This window comes from Agarivorans aestuarii (assembly GCF_019670125.1).
Taxonomy (GTDB): Bacteria; Pseudomonadota; Gammaproteobacteria; order Enterobacterales; family Celerinatantimonadaceae; genus Agarivorans; species Agarivorans aestuarii.
Genome location: NZ_AP023033.1, coordinates 4153763 through 4170566 on the forward strand (window position 1 = coordinate 4153763; position 16804 = coordinate 4170566).

General features: G+C 46.0%; 11 protein-coding genes. 4 read left to right on the top strand and 7 right to left on the bottom strand.

What is annotated here, in order from left to right:
• Positions 1-20: 20 nt before the first annotated feature.
• Positions 21-1235: a M24 family metallopeptidase gene (locus K5609_RS19245; RefSeq protein WP_221075029.1), complete on the top strand. Its 1215-nt coding sequence runs from the start codon at positions 21-23 to the stop codon at positions 1233-1235.
• 31 nt (positions 1236-1266) lie between these two features.
• Here the strand turns inward: K5609_RS19245 and K5609_RS19250 are convergent, their stop codons facing one another.
• Complete coding sequence (locus K5609_RS19250; RefSeq protein ID WP_221075030.1) at positions 1267-2886, bottom strand: HD domain-containing phosphohydrolase; 1620 nt, start codon at positions 2884-2886, stop codon at positions 1267-1269.
• Positions 2887-3039: 153 nt separating this feature from the next.
• On the opposite strand from K5609_RS19250, the gene K5609_RS19255 reads away from it, so the two are divergent.
• On the top strand, positions 3040-3570 hold the full coding sequence (locus tag K5609_RS19255) for an NUDIX hydrolase (protein WP_221075031.1): 531 nt from the start codon (positions 3040-3042) through the stop codon (positions 3568-3570).
• Here the strand turns inward: K5609_RS19255 and K5609_RS19260 are convergent.
• On the bottom strand, positions 3567-4004 hold the full coding sequence (locus tag K5609_RS19260) for a PACE efflux transporter (protein ID WP_221075032.1): 438 nt from the start codon (positions 4002-4004) through the stop codon (positions 3567-3569). The two genes, K5609_RS19255 and K5609_RS19260, sit on opposite strands and share 4 nt — an antisense overlap.
• A gap of 98 nt (positions 4005-4102) precedes the next feature.
• On the opposite strand from K5609_RS19260, the gene K5609_RS19265 reads away from it, so the two are divergent.
• Positions 4103-4531 (top strand): helix-turn-helix domain-containing protein, encoded by a 429-nt coding sequence (locus K5609_RS19265; RefSeq protein WP_221075033.1) that lies wholly within the window; start codon positions 4103-4105, stop codon positions 4529-4531.
• 132 nt (positions 4532-4663) lie between these two features.
• Positions 4664-5050 (top strand): hypothetical protein, encoded by a 387-nt coding sequence (locus tag K5609_RS19270; RefSeq protein WP_221075034.1) that lies wholly within the window; start codon positions 4664-4666, stop codon positions 5048-5050.
• A gap of 109 nt (positions 5051-5159) precedes the next feature.
• On the opposite strand, the gene recD is transcribed toward K5609_RS19270, so the two are convergent.
• The 5 genes from recD to K5609_RS19295 all read right to left on the bottom strand — a co-directional run bounded on the left by recD (position 5160) and on the right by K5609_RS19295 (position 16773).
• The gene (gene recD, locus K5609_RS19275) at positions 5160-7217 is read right to left on the bottom strand and encodes an exodeoxyribonuclease V subunit alpha (RefSeq protein WP_221075035.1); all 2058 of its coding nucleotides are present in this window, start codon (positions 7215-7217) and stop codon (positions 5160-5162) included.
• Positions 7210-10926 (bottom strand): exodeoxyribonuclease V subunit beta, encoded by a 3717-nt coding sequence (gene recB, locus K5609_RS19280; protein WP_221075036.1) that lies wholly within the window; start codon positions 10924-10926, stop codon positions 7210-7212. The genes recD and recB overlap by 8 nt, the downstream gene beginning before the upstream one ends.
• Positions 10919-14290, bottom strand: a complete 3372-nt coding sequence (recC, locus tag K5609_RS19285; protein WP_221075037.1) for an exodeoxyribonuclease V subunit gamma — start codon at positions 14288-14290, stop codon at positions 10919-10921. Before recC ends, recB begins: the two co-directional genes overlap by 8 nt.
• Before the next feature lie 110 nt (positions 14291-14400).
• A complete protein-coding gene (locus K5609_RS19290) occupies positions 14401-14796 on the bottom strand; it encodes a hypothetical protein (RefSeq protein ID WP_016402299.1) in 396 nt (131 codons plus the stop codon).
• Positions 14797-15258: 462 nt separating this feature from the next.
• Positions 15259-16773 (bottom strand): YifB family Mg chelatase-like AAA ATPase, encoded by a 1515-nt coding sequence (locus K5609_RS19295; RefSeq protein ID WP_221075038.1) that lies wholly within the window; start codon positions 16771-16773, stop codon positions 15259-15261.
• Between the last annotated feature and the right edge of the window lie 31 nt (positions 16774-16804).

Consider the following 16804-nt stretch of genomic DNA (forward strand, 5'->3'; position numbering starts at 1 on the left):
TCATGCAACAAGGAAAAATAATGACCATAGGGGTAGGTGGCAGTTCAGCCAGCGAGCAGTTGGCTGCATTAAGCAATATGTGTAGCGACATAAGTGGAATTAGTAAGGCCGAGTACCAACAGCGCCAGCAACGAGCATGTGAGTTAATGCAGCAACAAGGCATAAGCGCTATTTACTTAAACGCCGGCACTAACTTGTATTATTTCACTGGATTAAAATGGGGTGCGAGTGAGCGCATGGTGGGAGCGTTGTTAAGTGCCGAAGGTCAATTGCACTATATTGCTCCGTGTTTTGAACAAGACTCTTTAAACGACTTCATGCTTATTGATGCCCCCTTCCATGGCTGGCATGAACACCAAAGCCCTTATCAGTTATTTTCAACGCTATGTTCAGATTTAAAACTAAGCGGCACCATTGCAGTCGACCCCAGTGCAGCGTTCTTTTTAGTCGACGGTCTGATTAAAGCGAACCCTGAGTTAAATTTTGTAAATGGTGATGTAGTCACTCAAGCTTGTCGCGCCATAAAATCAGCCGCCGAGATTGCCTTATTGCAACGAGCCAAAGACATGACCTTGGCGGTACAAAAAGCTGCGGCTAAAATTTTGCGCCCTGGTATTAGTACTAGCGAAGTGACCGAGTTTATCCACCAAGCCCACCAAAAGGTAGGCGCTAGCGGATCGTCTTTTTGTATTGTGTTGTTTGGTTTAGCCAGCTCATTTCCACATGGCGCAAAAGAGCCGCAAATCTTGCAAGAAAACGATTGGGTACTCATTGACACCGGCTGCCTATTGCACGGTTATAACTCAGACATAACCCGCAGCTACGCTTACGGTGAAGCCACTGAACAACAACGTAAAGCTTGGCAAAGCGAACATAAAGCGCAACAGACCGCATTTAATGCAGCGCAACTAGGCGCTAGCTGCGCCAGTGTAGATACTGCAGCTCGCCAATCGCTAGAAGCAGATGGCTATGGGCCAGAGTATGCGTTACCTGGCTTACCACATCGCACGGGGCACGGTTGTGGCCTAGATATTCACGAAGGGCCTTATTTAGTAGCAGGCGATGAAACCCTGTTAGCCCCTGGTATGGTGTTTAGTAACGAGCCAATGTTGGTGATCCCCGAACACTTTGGCGTTCGCTTAGAAGATCATTTTTATATCGGCGAGTCAGGGCCAGTTTGGTTCACCCAACCAAGCCCAAGCATTGATGACCCTTTTGGCTACCAAACAGCTTAAATAGCGCTACCAATAAACCAAGCAGCTTACCTTAGCCACTTTTAGTTTTTGGGCTAGGGTGGCTGTTACGAAAATCAGCTTCCAAGAAATTAAACATTTTGACTAGGTAAGGATCAAAAGCTTTCCCGCTCAAGTCGTTAATAATCTCCTTAGACTTTTCAAAAGAAAAAGCTGGTTTATAGGGCCGCTCCGACATTAAGGCATCAAAACAATCCACTAAGCTAACGATTCTTGCCTCAATCGGAATCTCTTCACCGGCAATTCTTTGCGGGTAACCTTGCCCATCCCAACGCTCATGGTGACCGCGAACAATGTTTTCGGCTACTGGGCTTAACTCAAACTCTCTTAATAGTTGATAGCCATTATCCACGTGTTGCTTCATCACTTCCCACTCTTGTGCATCAAGCTTACCCGGTTTGCCAAGAATCGCGTCGGGAGTAGAGATTTTGCCAATGTCATGCAAAGAGGCAAATTGATGAATATCCTCAACCAGCTGCTTATCTAAACCAACATGCTCCGCCATAAGCCGAGAATAATCGGCCACCCGTTGCACATGGCTACCGGTTACCGCGTCGTCATTCTCATGCAAGCGCTCTAACATTTCGGTTACCCCTTCTAGCACCTTATGCATTTTGGCTTTTTGCAAGCGCTCTTCTATCCGGTTTTGCAGATGTTGGTAGGAATAGCATCCAACCAAGCATACTAAGCTCGCCACAAGCAAAGCAGCCCACCATTGGTAGCTCCTTGTTAACACGCCAAAATTAGAGATAGGCTGGGTTAAATGTGGTAAATAATTATGTTGGTAAGCCACAATAAGTTGTGCGCCCATCATTACCGGCTGAACGGGGCTATCTAAGTTTATTTCTGCAGCCAAACTATCGTCGAAATAAACCCGCTGGTGGGCCAAGCGCTGAACTTGAGATTCCATGAAAAGATCGTCACAACTCAACTCTGCACAATATAAACTCGCCGAATCTGGGTGGGCCAAAAACTGCTGCCGCTCATCTACAATGTAAAACCTTAGCTGTTCGGGTAACAAGCTAGCTAACTGCCTAAGCTCTTGTTTCACATCGTAATTAAACATTAAACTGCCTAGGTATTGGCCGCTATCTAAATGCCTTACCTTTTGTGCAATGCGCATCACCGGCCGATAAGGCCGCTCAATCACGCCATAATCAATGTTTAAGTCCACCGGAGACAAGTAGCTATTGCCAATAGCGGTGCTACTTAATTGCTTAAAATAGTAGCGCTGAGATTTATCCTGCAGCTCTATATTGGTTAAACGCACTGGCACACCTGCGCGATTCACTAGCTTGAATACCTCCTGCCCTTCGGGATTAAACAAACGCGTTTGCACCACGGTTGATTTACTTTGCATTAGCTTACTAAGCAACTCCGCGACTACCTCATAGTTGCCACTATCTAACGCTTTGGGCACCATTGAAAGTTCGGCAAAGTATTCTAGCTCTTGGCGGTGTTGCGTTTCGGTATGCTTAATTAAGGCAGCAACGGCGGCAGCGCGCTTAGCGACATTGCTGGAAAGCTGATTCACTGCTGCGTTATGTTGGCTCATTAAGCTCATGCTGGTTAAGCCCATAACGACCCCAATAAATAAGGTACTGGCAATAAGATAAAGACTTAAGCGAGACATAGTATTCCCTCCTACAGCTCTTTAAACTATGGTTAATTTTTATACAAAAAACCAGTAATTGATAAATTTATATTTAATTTTTCAGGTTTTTTACAAATACAATTAATTGCGGCTGCAGTAAGCTAAGTTTTTTGGCGCTAAAAGGATCCCGCTATGCAACAGCAAAGCCTACTAAAATGGCATTGTTTTGAGGTAACTCGCGAGCAGCAACGTCTGCCTAATCAACAGCAAAAAACCATCACCACTCTTCGCCACCCAGGTGCAGTGGTAGTGCTAGCGATTAATGATGCGGGCAACATTGTTATGGAGCGCCAGTATCGCACTGCCATTCAAGACTGGTTGGTGGAACTCCCTGCTGGCACCATAGAGGCCGATGAACAAAGCGAGGATGGAATACTAGCCTGTGCTAAACGCGAGCTGCAGGAAGAAGTTAATTTAGTCGCCGAGCAATGGCACAGCCTTGGTAAACTATATCCGGCGCCGGGCTTTTGTGACGAGATACAGTATTTGTTTTTGGCCAAGCAGCTTTCGCATCAAGCAGGTCAATGCGACGAAGATGAGTTTATTGAAGTATTTGAAATGAGCAGTGCAGAGTTTGAAAAAGGCATCGTTAATGGGACCATCAACGATGCCAAAACCATTGCTTGTTATAGCCGCGCTAAGCTTGCGGGTTTACTCGACTAAACGCTAGTAAGCAGTTTAGTGGCTTTGTTAATTGGAAATAACTTGTCATACGCCAGGTTATAAAAGTATGCAAAAAACAAGTAATAGATGATCATGGCTGCATCCATAATCAGCGCGTCTAGCAAACTAACATTTAGCCACCAAGCCATTACTGGAATAGTGATAACTAACAAACCTAACTCAAAACCAAAGGCATGGAATATGCGTTGCTTTTGGCTTTTATCGCTATGCCCTTGGCGTTTAAATAAAAAAATATCAAACCAGCGATTGTAAAAATAGTTCCACGCTGTAGCGATAACCGAAAAAAACAAACCCATCGCGCCAGAATGCATTGGGTCTACCCCAAACAGCACAGCCAGCAAAGGCATAGCTCCTAATAGGCCAACTAACTCAAAACCTACGGCATGGCGAATTCTATCGGATGTTTGTCTCATGCTTATCTCCAGTTCGATTCAATAAGGCTATTTTATCGGTATACGATTCCCTATACTGGAACAGAATGCATGGTATTTTCCGCAAACAGGGAAAAGTTATGGACAACTCTGATCTAGACAGCATTGCCACAGGCAGTTTTGAATTTAAAGATATAAACGAGCGCGAATATCGCTTTATGCAAATCGACCGCATCGAGTCATTGCTAGCCTATTGCAAACTTAACCGTAACCAACTGGCCAAGCTAAGCGGCATTTCAAAAAGCGCCCTTTACAACAAGCTGGATAAAGACGGCAACGCTAACTTTAGCCAGATTGAATTGTTTAAAATTGCCAAAGCGTTAGATCTGAGTGTGGTGTACATATTACCGCTATCTCAACATGAGCGTGATTTAGTGAAAGGGCCACCCGTTCCCGCCAGTAGTCTGCGCTTTGTTGACGATATGCTGGGTGCGCGGCGCGACGATATAGAGTTTTTACACGGCGTGCACAAGCTGTTTAAGGAATACATTCAACAACGGAAAAACTAGCTACATAACTTGCGTCACCGCACTAAATTAAGAATTTTTAATGAAAAAGATCAAAAACTTAAGTTAATATCTAAACTATCATTAATTTAGAATTGAGTAGTATCAATTTACTCGTATTCAAGGAGTCTGGGTTTGAAAAGCTGGCGATGTTATTCAATTGGTTTAGTGGGTTTGGCGTTACTAGGCTGTAACTCAGACGAAACTGGGCTTGGTTGTCCTCAAGTTGTAAATCCAGGTATTGCCATCACCGTTTTGGATGACCAATCTGGAGAAGCGGCTTCATGTGGAGCAAGTGCGACTCTTCAAGAATCAAGCTATGAAGAAACCCTTACCCACCCTGAAGAAGTTACTTGCGAACCACAGCATACTTTACAAGGAGCCTTCGAAAGACCGGGGTTTTACAACGTAAGTGTAATGAAAGAAGGCTATGAGAACTGGTATGCCTACGATGTTGAAGTAAGCAGCGGAGTTTGTGGCGTTGAGACCGTTGAATTAGAAGCTCGCCTAATCAATCAATAACGGCCTTAGCTTGATACTTAAAGTGCTCAAGCCAAGAGTACGACTTTAATAAAAATACTTAACTCTCCAATTGTAAAACATCGAAGAATTGGAGCGCTAAGTATCTGATTTACTCACCAACAACCAAGCGCTCTACCAAGCCCGAGCGCCGCTGGGTTTTATTCCTACATGCAGCACCTATGCTCTCGGCATCGGCATATAAGCTAAAGGTAGTTTTTGCGCGGGTGATTGCGGTATACAACAACTCTCGATTTACCAAGGCTTGGGTGGCTGGCGGCAGCAACATACACACCTGTTTAAATTCGCTACCTTGGCTTTTGTGTACGGTCATGGCGTAGACACTTTGGTGAGCCGGCAAGCGACTAGGCAATAGCCAGCGCAAACCATTGGCGGATTCAAAAGCCACCATTAGCTGGCCACTTTCATCTTGTGCACAAATACCAATATCACCGTTATACAGCCGCTGCTCGTGGTCGTTCTGCTCAATCATCACTGGCCTACCGGCATACCACACGCTATCGGCTTGTTTTGGCAGCGTAATAAAACCTTGCTGGTTTAGCCGTTTCTCGATGCGTTGATTAAGCCCAGTCACACCCAAATCACCATTACGAAGTGCAACTAAAAGCTGAAACTGATGAAACTTGGCAAACACCTGCTCCATCGGTAAACCTTGGCGCAACGCCTCTAAATAGGGCTGGTAAGCCTTAGCGCTTTGCCCAAGCAAGTGCTGGTAACTATCTTGATTTAGCGTTTGATAGGGTAAGTCTTCGCGGCGTGAATCCAGCAAAGCCATGGTTTGTTTAACTTGGCCTTGGTTTATCGCTGCGGCCAACAAACCGATGCCTGAATGCGCATCAAAGCGATAGCTTTTACGCAATAAACACAGCTTATCAGCTATAGGTAAAGGCTGCTTAGCTTGCCAAGCACTTAAGTTAAAGCCGCTACTGGCTTGCAAATTATCCAACAAGGTTTGGCTGTACCCCTGCTCAATAAAGGCACATAAATCCCCCAATACTGCCCCCGCCTCTACCGAAGCCAGTTGGTCCTTATCACCCAACAAAATAATTCGCGCCTGTTTAGGCATTGCCGCTAGTAGCTTCACCATAAGTGGCATATCAATCATCGACGCTTCATCCACCACCAATAAATCTAAAGCTAAGGGGTTGTCGGCATGATGACGAAACTCCGCCCGCCCAGGTATAACACCCAATAGGCGGTGAATAGTTGAAGCTTGCTCAGGGATAGTTGCGATAGTTTGCTCACTCGCATTAAGCTGCTGTTTGGCGCCGATAATAGATTCACTTAAGCGCGCGGCAGCTTTACCCGTTGGTGCAACCAACTGAATGTTTAAAGCCGCTTTTCCAGCACTTAGTTGTAAATCTTGTAATAAAGCGAGCAAGCGCGTCACGGTGGTGGTTTTACCGGTGCCCGGCCCGCCACTAATCACTAGCCGAGGCTGGTAACAGGCTTGTAAGGCGGCCAGCTTCTGCCAATTTATCTTGCTAGCATTACCTATTTTAGCGACTAAATTTTGTAGTTCAGATACTTGTTCAATACCTGCAAGTTTGCTCAAGAACTCGGCATTATTAAGTAAGTTCGCGTCACTTACATCCAAATATTGCTGGGCGTATAAAGCCATCTGTTGCGGACTATAAGCGGCTTTAGCCTGTAATAACATTTGCCAGTTAGGGCTAAACAATTGCTCCACTTGCTGTTGTATTTGGGCTAAGGGGTAATCACTGGTAAGTGAATGTTCACCGAAGTAATCGGCAATTTGTTGCTCATAGTTCCAATATCGATACAAATATAAGCGCCCATACTGCATTACCAATGGCTTAGCATCTATGGATAATTCAGCTTGCATTACTGCCGCTGAAGACCCAAGTTGCACTTGCCAAAATTCAGGCTCAAGCGCGCCTGCAAGTGGGCAAGCGCCCAATTGTTCACAACGCTTGGCTAGGCTAGGCATATCGATACAAACATGGCCGGCTTGTAATTCATTACTTACCAGCGCGGCTGCCACCATCAAAACATCTTCCTGTTCGCGGCTCGCAAACGACTTAGCAAAATGAAAATCTAAGGCGCTGATTTGTCCCTGTTGTTTTAACTGTTGGAGCCAATCAGTAGCGCTTAGAAGGCTAGTATCATTAACCAGTAAACTAGTCATCGTTCGCCTCCACATGATTTAGCTGCACTAATGTTTGATTAAGATCTTGCCCGGCAAATAACTGATCAAGGTACTCAATAAACTGCGGATCCGGTCGGCTAAAATACACGCCATTACGCCGCTCGTTTTGAGCGGTTTGGCTAGCCAAATCACTGGCCATTCCACGCAAAAATAAGTAATAAACCCCGCCAAAGTGCTGCTCATAGTCGTAGTCAGGTATTCGTTGCCCCAACCAACGGTGTAAAGCCAAACTATACAGCTGATATTGGAAATCGTAGCGATGCTCAACCATAGCATCCATCATTGCCTGTTGTTGGTACTCACTTACTTCTGCACCTAGGTAATTCGACTTGTAGTCCAATACGTAATAACGACCATCATGTTGATACACCAAATCGATAAAGCCCTTTAACATGCCTTGCACACTGGCAAAATCCAAAGGTTTAGCTTGGCGACTTAATGGGTCGAAATATTGAATTAGCTGATTAACTTGATTGGCTTGTAGGTTTGAAATTGGCAAGAAAAACTCCATTTCTACCAAGCGTTGTGCAGGGCTTAGTTGGCTTAAACTGTAAGCAGCAGAGCTCCCAGCATCATCCAAAGGCGTAGCACACACTTGTTGGAACATATCAGCCAGTGGCACTAACCATAACAACTCGCCTTGGGCGTCCAACTGATTATAACTAGAGGCCTGCAGTAAGGGCGCAATAGCCATTTGAATACTCGCTAAATCGGCTTGAAAATCCACTTCTTCAAACAATAAGTGCAAAAAAGTACCAGCCTCTGCGCCACGAGGAAAATCAAAAATAGTCAGCGTTTGCGGCTGTTCAACTTGGCTTGGCTCAGCACTTAAACCTTCTGCTTCATCTAGCCATGCCATATCACTACTTGCATCAAAGCCTGCGCCATGGCCTTGCTGGCGACTAAGCGCAGAGTAACTGGTTAGCCACCAGTTTCGATTAAGCTGGGTAGTAAATTGCTTAGCAGCAAAAGTTTGCTGCTCTTGGTTTAGCGGGTTATATGGCGCAAGTGTTTGCTCACTCACCGTTTGCCAACTCATGCAGGGAAGCTGAGCCAAATTGTCCAAAATAGCGCTAAGCGCGCCAGCAGGTTGTGGCTGATTTTGCTGCAACAAGTAGCCTAAGGCGCTTTGATGCACGTCGGTATCACCTTTTTTGGCATTACCTTTTTTCAGATCTGCCACACCTAAATAACAGCAATACACCGCTCGAGTTACCGCTACATAAAGCAAGCGCAAGTCTTCAGCCAAACGCTCTTGGCTGGCAGCCTCCATAGCTTGCTCACTGCCATTTAAATCGAGAATAAAGCGCTCGCCTTGGTGATAAAGCGCTTCGCTCGCTTCACGATAACCCAAAATAAACGGCAACATCACAATCGGATATTCCAAGCCCTTACTTTTGTGAATAGTGACAATTTGCACCAAGTTCGCATCACTTTCTAAGCGCAGTTGTTGGTCGTCGGCATTGCCATCGGGCTCGAGTAGTTGTTCGGCAAACCAGCGCATTAACGCAGCTTCACCATCTAACTCGGCGCTCTGATTTTGCAGTAACTCAGCTAAATGCATCAAGTTGGTCAGTAAGCGCTCACCATAGTTATCGTTTTGGCTGATCCAGCGTTCGCTAATGCCACGTTGGCTCATCCAAGAATAAAACATTGCTAGTACGCCTTGCTTATACCAAAGCTGTTGGTACTCGCTGTACTCTTGAGAATAACGTTGCCAGCTACGCTCATCGGTATTTAGTTGGTCCAACTCGCTTAAACCTAAACCTAGAATTTTACAGGCTAAAGCTGCGCGCAGTTTTCGGTCGTTATGCGGCTCTTGGCAGGCTAATAACTGCAAATAAAATTGATAGGCTTCGGGGCTTTCAAACACACTATCGCGGTTAGATAAGCTGACACTGGCAATGTTTTGTTTAGCCAATGCCGCGGCCACTTTTTCGCCTTCACGGCGGGTGCGTACTAACACCGCGATATCGCCCGCTTGCACCGTTTTTCCACCATCGCCCAGAGTTGCACGCCCTTGTTGCCCGGCTTCTAACAAAGCCTGTATTTGCTGGGCACACTGTAACGCTTGGCCAACAAGATAATCTTCGCCGCGCACAAATTCTGCGTTTTGCTGATACAAAAACTGCATGGCTGCCTGTGGCTCGCCGTTTATAACTAAACCACTCAGCTCTGCTTTAGCCGCATTCACTGGGATAAACTCAATGGCATCGTCAAAAATAAATGGCCGCGAATGGCACTCAAACAACTTATTGCATGCGGTCACCATCGCGCCAGTGGAACGCCAATTGGTTGGCAGGTTGTAACGTGCGGTAACCTTGTTGCGCGCTTGCATATAAGTGAAAATGTCGGCGCCGCGAAAACCATAAATCGCCTGCTTAGGGTCGCCAATTAGCATTAACGCGGTATCTGGCCTATCAATATACAGCTGAGAAAAAATCTGATATTGCTGAGGATCGGTATCTTGGAATTCATCAATCATCGCCACCGGATAAAGCTCGGCAATTTGCTTGGCTAGAGCTTCTCCCTGAGGTGCATTTAGCGCCTTGGCCAAACCCGCCAATAAATCATCGAAACTTAACAGCTGTTGTTGTTGCTTGAGTTCACTAAAACGCTGACGTATTTGCGGTAACAACTGGGCTAACAGCAAGTTTTTGATGTTTTGTTCTTCATCAAACAAGGTTTCTATCGCGTTAAACGCCGGGTGTTGCGGAGGCGAACCTTTAGCTTTTACGCCATTGGCTAAATTCTCTGGCGTGAACTTAGCCAAAGCCTCGCGCAATGGTTTGCTTAAAAAGTCACTGTCGGTTGCGGCGTCTGCAAACTGGTTAATTAAGCCCAACCATTTTTCGACCGAAGCTTTACGAAACTTATTGCCATTTAATGGCGCAGTTGCAATAAGTTCGGCAATCTCTGCCGCAGCCGGTTTCCAAAGCTGTTTAAAGACATCAATGCGATTAATTTGTTGCGCAAAAAAGCGTTCTAAATCTTGCTCTTGCGGCACACCTTGTAGCTCAAAATGGCTTTGATTTAGCAAGCCGACCAGCTCTTGATGTAAGTCGTAAGGGCTAGCCCAGCATTGCACTATTCGCCCCACTAAGGGCACCGATAAGGGATAAAAGCGCTGACGCCAGCAGTCTTGCACCGCTTGCAAACGAAGATGAATTTCGTTGGTAAGAAACTCCATCTCAAAGGGCAAGCCCGATTCGAAAGCATGTTGCTTCAACATGCGTTGGCAAAAACCATGAATGGTAAACACCGCCGCCTGGTCCATGTTCTGCTCAGCCAACAGCAAACGTTGCGCCGCCTGCGGGTGGTCGTTAACCTCATCTAGCAGCTGACTAATAATGAAGTCATCACTTTGGCCTCGTAAAAAAGCAATCCGCGCTTGATGAATTTTCTCGCGAATTCGGCCTCGCAGTTCCTGCGTAGCCGCTTCGGTAAAGGTAACCACCAATATCTGCTCAATAGTGAGCGGTACGCGCTCTCCAGCTTGGCTAAAAGCTTGCTCTGGTAGACGATAATGCCCTAGCAATAAACGCAGCACCAAAGCACCAATAGTGTAGGTTTTACCCGTACCGGCACTGGCTTCAATAAGCCGAGAGCCATTTAAGGGAAAGCTGAAAACATCTAAGTTATTATTGGTCGTGCTGCTCTGCGGAGTAGCTTGGTTTAGATTAGACACCAGCAAACTCCTCTAGATGAGCTAACAAAGGGCCAAGCAAGGCTTGAGCACTGGCTTCGAACTGCGGCCAAATGGCGTCTAAATCGCTTAACTGGGCTTGAATATACGGATCTGCGCCTTCTGCCTGAGCAAACGGCCCTCCGTTAAACTGATTGCGTGCCGCCCGTCTTGCTTTATCTAGATTGGCCTCGCTGTACTCAATACTGCCGGTTTTCTTGTCTTTACATTGGCTTATCCACTGCCAAGCGCTTTCGATAGGTAGCAATATCGGCTGGTGTAAACCTTGTTGTAAGTGGCTTAGCCAAAGCGCTAAATACTCTTTTGCTTGTTCTGCACTTATTGGCGAAAGCTGCCAAGCCCCTTTACGACCAAGCACATAAGAGCTGAGCGCTTGCTCTGGTAAACTAGCGTGAAACACTAAGTGCCACAGCCAAGCAGCGAGCAAATCTTTACCCCGAATACTGCCCGGTCGATAACTCACTAAACCTTGCCCATATTGGTGCTTTAACCAAGCCGATAAACGACACTGCTGCAAACCATCCTCAAGCGAATACTCTAGATCTAGGGCTAGTTGCTGGCGCTTAACTAACCCTCCCGCGAGTAAGGGAAATAGGGCATCGGCCAAGGGTTCAAGATCTTGCCATTGCTGCTCAAACGATACCTCTCCAAAACCACCATGCGGCAAGCTACCGGCAGCATGTAACAGCGCAAATTGCTGCTTTTTATCTGCGTTGTTTAGTTGCTGTTCGAGTAAATATTGCTTCATAGAGAAACCCGCTAACCCTTGTACTAAAAAGGGTTCGGTTTCTTCTAATTGCTCACTTAAGCGCGGAAAACTCACTTTTAAGCGCCGCTGATAAAAATAAGCGATGGGCGAGCGACTAAAGGCAAGCAACTCGTCCATTTCAATATCCGCTATGTAACCTTCATTGATCAGCGCTTCTTCTATAGGCTCGGGCGCTTTGCTTTGTTGCTGGGCAGCCACCGCCGGCAGCCAACGCTGCGCATAACTAAACTTATCGCTTTGGCTTTGATAATACTCGCTCGAGAAGGGTTGCAAGGGATGCTCACAACTAAGATGCGTTAACAAACGCTTGGCTGATTGATCCACATTTAGTTGTTCATCACCTTGTAGCACGCAGCTTTGGCCAATGTAATCACATAGCTCTGCTACCAACACCGACGGCGTTTGTTCACTGTTATCTTTGGCACTATGGGCAATATAAGAGACATATAAAGTATCTTGGGCGGCCAGCAATGCTTCTAAGAACAAATAGCGGTCGTCATCTCGGCGGCTACGGTCGCCACGTTTAGCAGGATTTTGCGCCATTAAGTCAAAGCCCATGCTAGGTACAGAGCGCGGATACTCACTGTCATTCATGCCCAATAAACACACCACCTTAAATGGTATAGCGCGCATTGGCAGTAAGGTACAAAAGTTAATTTGCCCCGCCAAAAAGCGTTGACTACCACGCTGGGCATTTAGCTGATTGCGACAATAATCCAAAATAAGTTCAGGGCTGATAAGCTCCATAAAACCGCTACTGCTACATTGCTCTACGAGGGTTTCAAATAACTTATGCAGGCGCAGTTGCTCGGTTTCGTCATCACTATCAAAGCTGTAAGTATTGCTGAGAAGGTCTTGCAAACGCAGTCGCCATTGCTCGGCGTTAACCGCACTCAACAACTGTTGTTCTAGCAACATTAGTTGGTCTATAAAGTCGGCTAGCTTGCCCACTGCTAAGGCAATTTTCCCTTGCACCTCATCGTAGGCTAGCACCCCTTGATGTAAACCCGCATCACTGGGCATCGCATAGCCCAACAGCATCCTCTTAAGGCCAAATAGCCAAGAGTGAGTTTCATCTTCTGGGGCCTGCCAGCGGCTGCGGTCACTGCCATCTAGCCCCCAACGCACCCCTGCTTCTCTCACCCATTGGCGCAGCGACTTAAGTTCATCTTCAGCTAATTCAAAACGACGCATAATCGCCGGTACTTCTAATAACGCTAAAAGCTCTGCCGCAGACTTACGTTTTTGTGGTAGCGCCAATAGCTCCAAAAAGCTTAACAAAACAGGGTTTTCTTGAGTGACACTGCGATCTGAAATAGCAAAAGGCAAGCGCGTTTCTGCACTGGTGCTGCCAAACACAGCCTGAATCATTGGCCCATAACGATTTACATCAGGCACCATTACAATAATATCGCGGGGGTTTAGTTCTGGGTCTTGCTCAAACATCGCCAGAAGTTGATCGTGTAATACTTCTAGCTCTCGGCGAGGGCTATGGCAAAGATGTAATTGCACACTGCAATCATCAGGCTCAATCTGGCGCTTGTGCAAACTGTTGTCAAACTTCTGATAATCAATGGGGTCTTGCAGCTTTAAAATATCGTCTTGAATAATTTCCAGCAGTTTTGGGAGGACGTCCGGCTCCCCTGGCTCAGGTTTAACATAGTTATCTGCAAAAAGATCGGTTTCTTGCTTGTTTAGCGGGTGCAACAATTCAATGTAATCACGGCCTAACTTGCCCATAGACGCCAATAAGGGATTTCCTACTTGGCTGATATCGGATTGTTGTTTTAGCACGGTACTAACGTCTCGAACATCGCCCCAGTATTGCTCTGAAGGATTGGTAAGGAATAGATGAATTTCACAATGTAATGCTAAGGCGTCTAAGGCTTCAACATAGGCTGGCGGCAAGGCTGATATACCAAAAATAAACACCTGCTCGGGCAAACCTTCAGGCGCGGCACTGGCCACTCGCAACTGTTCAACAAAGTCGATATATAAGTTGCCCCGGTGATAAGGGGAGTCCATAGAGCTTACCGTGTCGTCTACCAAGTCACGCCACAATATCGGCTGCCAAGGCTGGCTTTCGCTCACTTCGTTTAAGTCATCACCCGCTTCCCATGCACTGGTCCATTCGCTGCGATACACCAAGTATTGATCGTAAATGTCAGCAATTTTTTGTGCCAGTTGCCAAAGCTTACGACTGTCAATGTCCTCACTTTCTTGCTCACCCAACAGATAGTGCTTCAAGGCGTTAAATGCTGGCTCTTGCAAACGCTGTGGCAACAAGCGCATTAATCGCCAACTCATGGCTTCTTTATTAAAGGGACTTTGCTCGGGAACATCTTGCAGAACTAAGTGAAACATTTGCCAAATAAAGCTAGCAGGTAGCGGAAACGCCACATTTGCCACAATGCCTTGTTGTTCGGCCAGCTGCAGTTTTAACCACTGCGCCATGCCAGGGCTTTGTACCAAGATCTGCTGTTGAGTAAATGGATTTTCTGGCGCTTGCAAGGCCATCACCTTACTCAATAAAATTTGTAAGGTATCTAAATGATTACTTTGGTAAAGATATAACAAGAAGGCTGTTCCCTTGAACGAAGCAGCCTTTATTGTGCCAGAAAAAAACGCTTAAAAAAGTGTTGCTTAAACGATTTTCACTGGATGGCAGCAGTTAGCTGAACAGCTAGCTACTTAGAGAAGATAATGCGACGCAGCGCAGAATAGTCGAAACTGGTGTAACCGCCGTAACCGTTGCGTGCAACAAACATATTGTCGGCTTCATCACCGCTAGGAAGTTTAAATTTAGCACCGCTATGAGTAACCGCTACGTACTCATTTGAAACATAATAATATTTGTTATCGGCTTGAATAAACGCCAACTCACTCAGTGGCATAAACAGCGGTTTTCCTTTGCTATCTAAGGCAACAATGCGTTGTTGTAAACTGCCATCGGAGTTTTGGATCTGTAAATCTTGCATTTGCATCCATTGCGATTCGCTACCCGACTGTAGCCAAATTCTAACATCCTGCGCATTTGCAGTACCAAACAATAGAGAAATGCCAATCACCATCCATTTCATCATAGTATTTCCTTCCTTCTTTTGAAGCGCGATAAGCTCTTTGCATACGGCTTATTCACGTGCACTTTAAGTAGCAGCTTCACCCTTGTAAACGCCTGTTTGACATTTTTTCGGTGAAAGTCATGTTTCTGACCTCACTGCCTTTATTTTTATGTTTTTTTTATTGCTCTAATCAAGCGCTAAGCGGCGCCCTTCCTAGTGAGCGCTATCTATAACTCTGTGTTTATATCCTATATTGTACTTGAAAAACATAAGCTTATGAAAACGTTATCTTCAAGTTATTCTAATAAAGTGTCAATAATTTGAACACTAACAGCTATACAATTATTGAGCCATTTTGTTGTAGCTAATTGTTTACGCTAAGGCAAAATTCCAGCGAAGCCCCGCGAACACTAAGATAATTCGTAATCTGGTGAGTGATTTATTAATCAATAGAGAAAGGATAAACTCGACAAAATATAAACACTAGGCAGACAAACGCTTAAGTAAGCGATCCATTGCCCGATAGCTTAGTGCCTCTACAATGTCATTGCGTTGAATATCTTTTTGCTGCTTTAGATCGGCAATGGTTCTGGCTAAGCGCCAAACGCGATGAAATGCGCGAGCAGACAAACCTAATTGGCTAATACTGCTTTCTAAAAACTCACTATTTTCAAGGCTTAAACTCGCATGCTGGTGAAGCTCTTTTCCAGAGAGTTGGCTATTTAACTTACCGCTACGCTCCAACTGCAGCTTGCGCGCGTTAATCACCCGCTGTTTTATCTGGGCACTAGACTCTCCCTGCGCATGCTGAGTTAAACTGCCTTTAGGTAATTCAGCTACCTCAACACTTAAATCAAAGCGGTCTAAAAATGGCCCCGATAGCTTGCCAAGATATTTTAAAATTTGGTCGGGATTACTGCGTAGCTGCTGGCCTTGATAGTAACCACAAGGTGAAGGGTTCATGGCCGCCACCAACTGGAAACGAGAAGGGAAGCGCACCTGCAAAGCAGCACGAGAAATATGCACCTCTCCCGACTCAAGCGGCTGGCGCAATGCATCTAAGGTACTGCGAGCAAACTCAGGAAGTTCGTCTAAAAAAAGCACACCATGATGGGCTAAGGTTATTTCGCCGGGCTTAGGGTTTGAACCACCGCCCACCAGCGCGACCATTGAGGCACTATGATGCGGGCTACGAAAAGGCGGAATGTACCATTGCTCTAGCTCTCGTTGCTGAGCGCTTACCGAGTTTATTGCCGCCACCTCTATGGCTTGTTGCTCAGTTAAGCTGGGTAATATGCCCGGTAAACGACTCGCCAACATAGTTTTTCCGGTACCTGGAGGGCCCATCATTAACAGATTATGCGCGCCGGCGGCAGCTAGTTCTAAAGCACGTTTTGCTAGATGTTGACCTTGCACTTCGCTCATATCTAAGAGGCTTTCGTTAAACTGCGGCTCAATAACTTGAGAGTCCTTCAAGTTAAAAGCGCTTTGGCCATTGAGGCCAGCACTTAACTGCTGCAAGCTGGCGCTGCCATGTACTTTAGCCTCTGGCACTCTTACCGCTGCGTCGGCATCTTGCTCACTAGTCACCAAAGTTAAACCCTGCTGGCTTATTGATAAGGCAGTGGCAATTGCTCCGCTCACCGGGCGAATTGCTCCCGATAAAGCCAGCTCACCGCAAAACGCCATGTCATTCAAACACGCTAGAGGAACATCACCAGCAGCGGCTAAAATACCAATAGCAATTGGCAGATCAAAGCGACCTCCACTTTTAGGAACATCTGCAGGCGCTAGATTTACGGTAATGCGTTTTGCAGGAAAGGAAAAGCCACTATTGAGAATGGCGCTACGAACTCTATCTTTAGCTTCTTTAACCGAGGTTTCTGGTAAACCTACAATGCTAAAAGCGGGCAAACCATTGGCTAAATGCACTTCTACAGTCACATTTAAGGCTTCCATGCCCACTAAGGTACACGTTTTAACTATCGCTAAACCCATTTGCTTTCCAGTGCTTAATAACAACTTACAT

Coding starts and splice junctions, on each gene's coding strand:
- K5609_RS19245 (WP_221075029.1), top strand. CDS start 21: ATGACCATAGGGGTAGGTGGCAGTTCAGCCAGCGAGCAGTTGGCTGCA.
- K5609_RS19250 (WP_221075030.1), bottom strand. CDS start 2,886: ATGTCTCGCTTAAGTCTTTATCTTATTGCCAGTACCTTATTTATTGGG.
- K5609_RS19255 (WP_221075031.1), top strand. CDS start 3,040: ATGCAACAGCAAAGCCTACTAAAATGGCATTGTTTTGAGGTAACTCGC.
- K5609_RS19260 (WP_221075032.1), bottom strand. CDS start 4,004: ATGAGACAAACATCCGATAGAATTCGCCATGCCGTAGGTTTTGAGTTA.
- K5609_RS19265 (WP_221075033.1), top strand. CDS start 4,103: ATGGACAACTCTGATCTAGACAGCATTGCCACAGGCAGTTTTGAATTT.
- recD (WP_221075035.1), bottom strand. CDS start 7,217: ATGACTAGTTTACTGGTTAATGATACTAGCCTTCTAAGCGCTACTGAT.
- K5609_RS19290 (WP_016402299.1), bottom strand. CDS start 14,796: ATGATGAAATGGATGGTGATTGGCATTTCTCTATTGTTTGGTACTGCA.
- K5609_RS19295 (WP_221075038.1), bottom strand. CDS start 16,773: ATGGGTTTAGCGATAGTTAAAACGTGTACCTTAGTGGGCATGGAAGCC.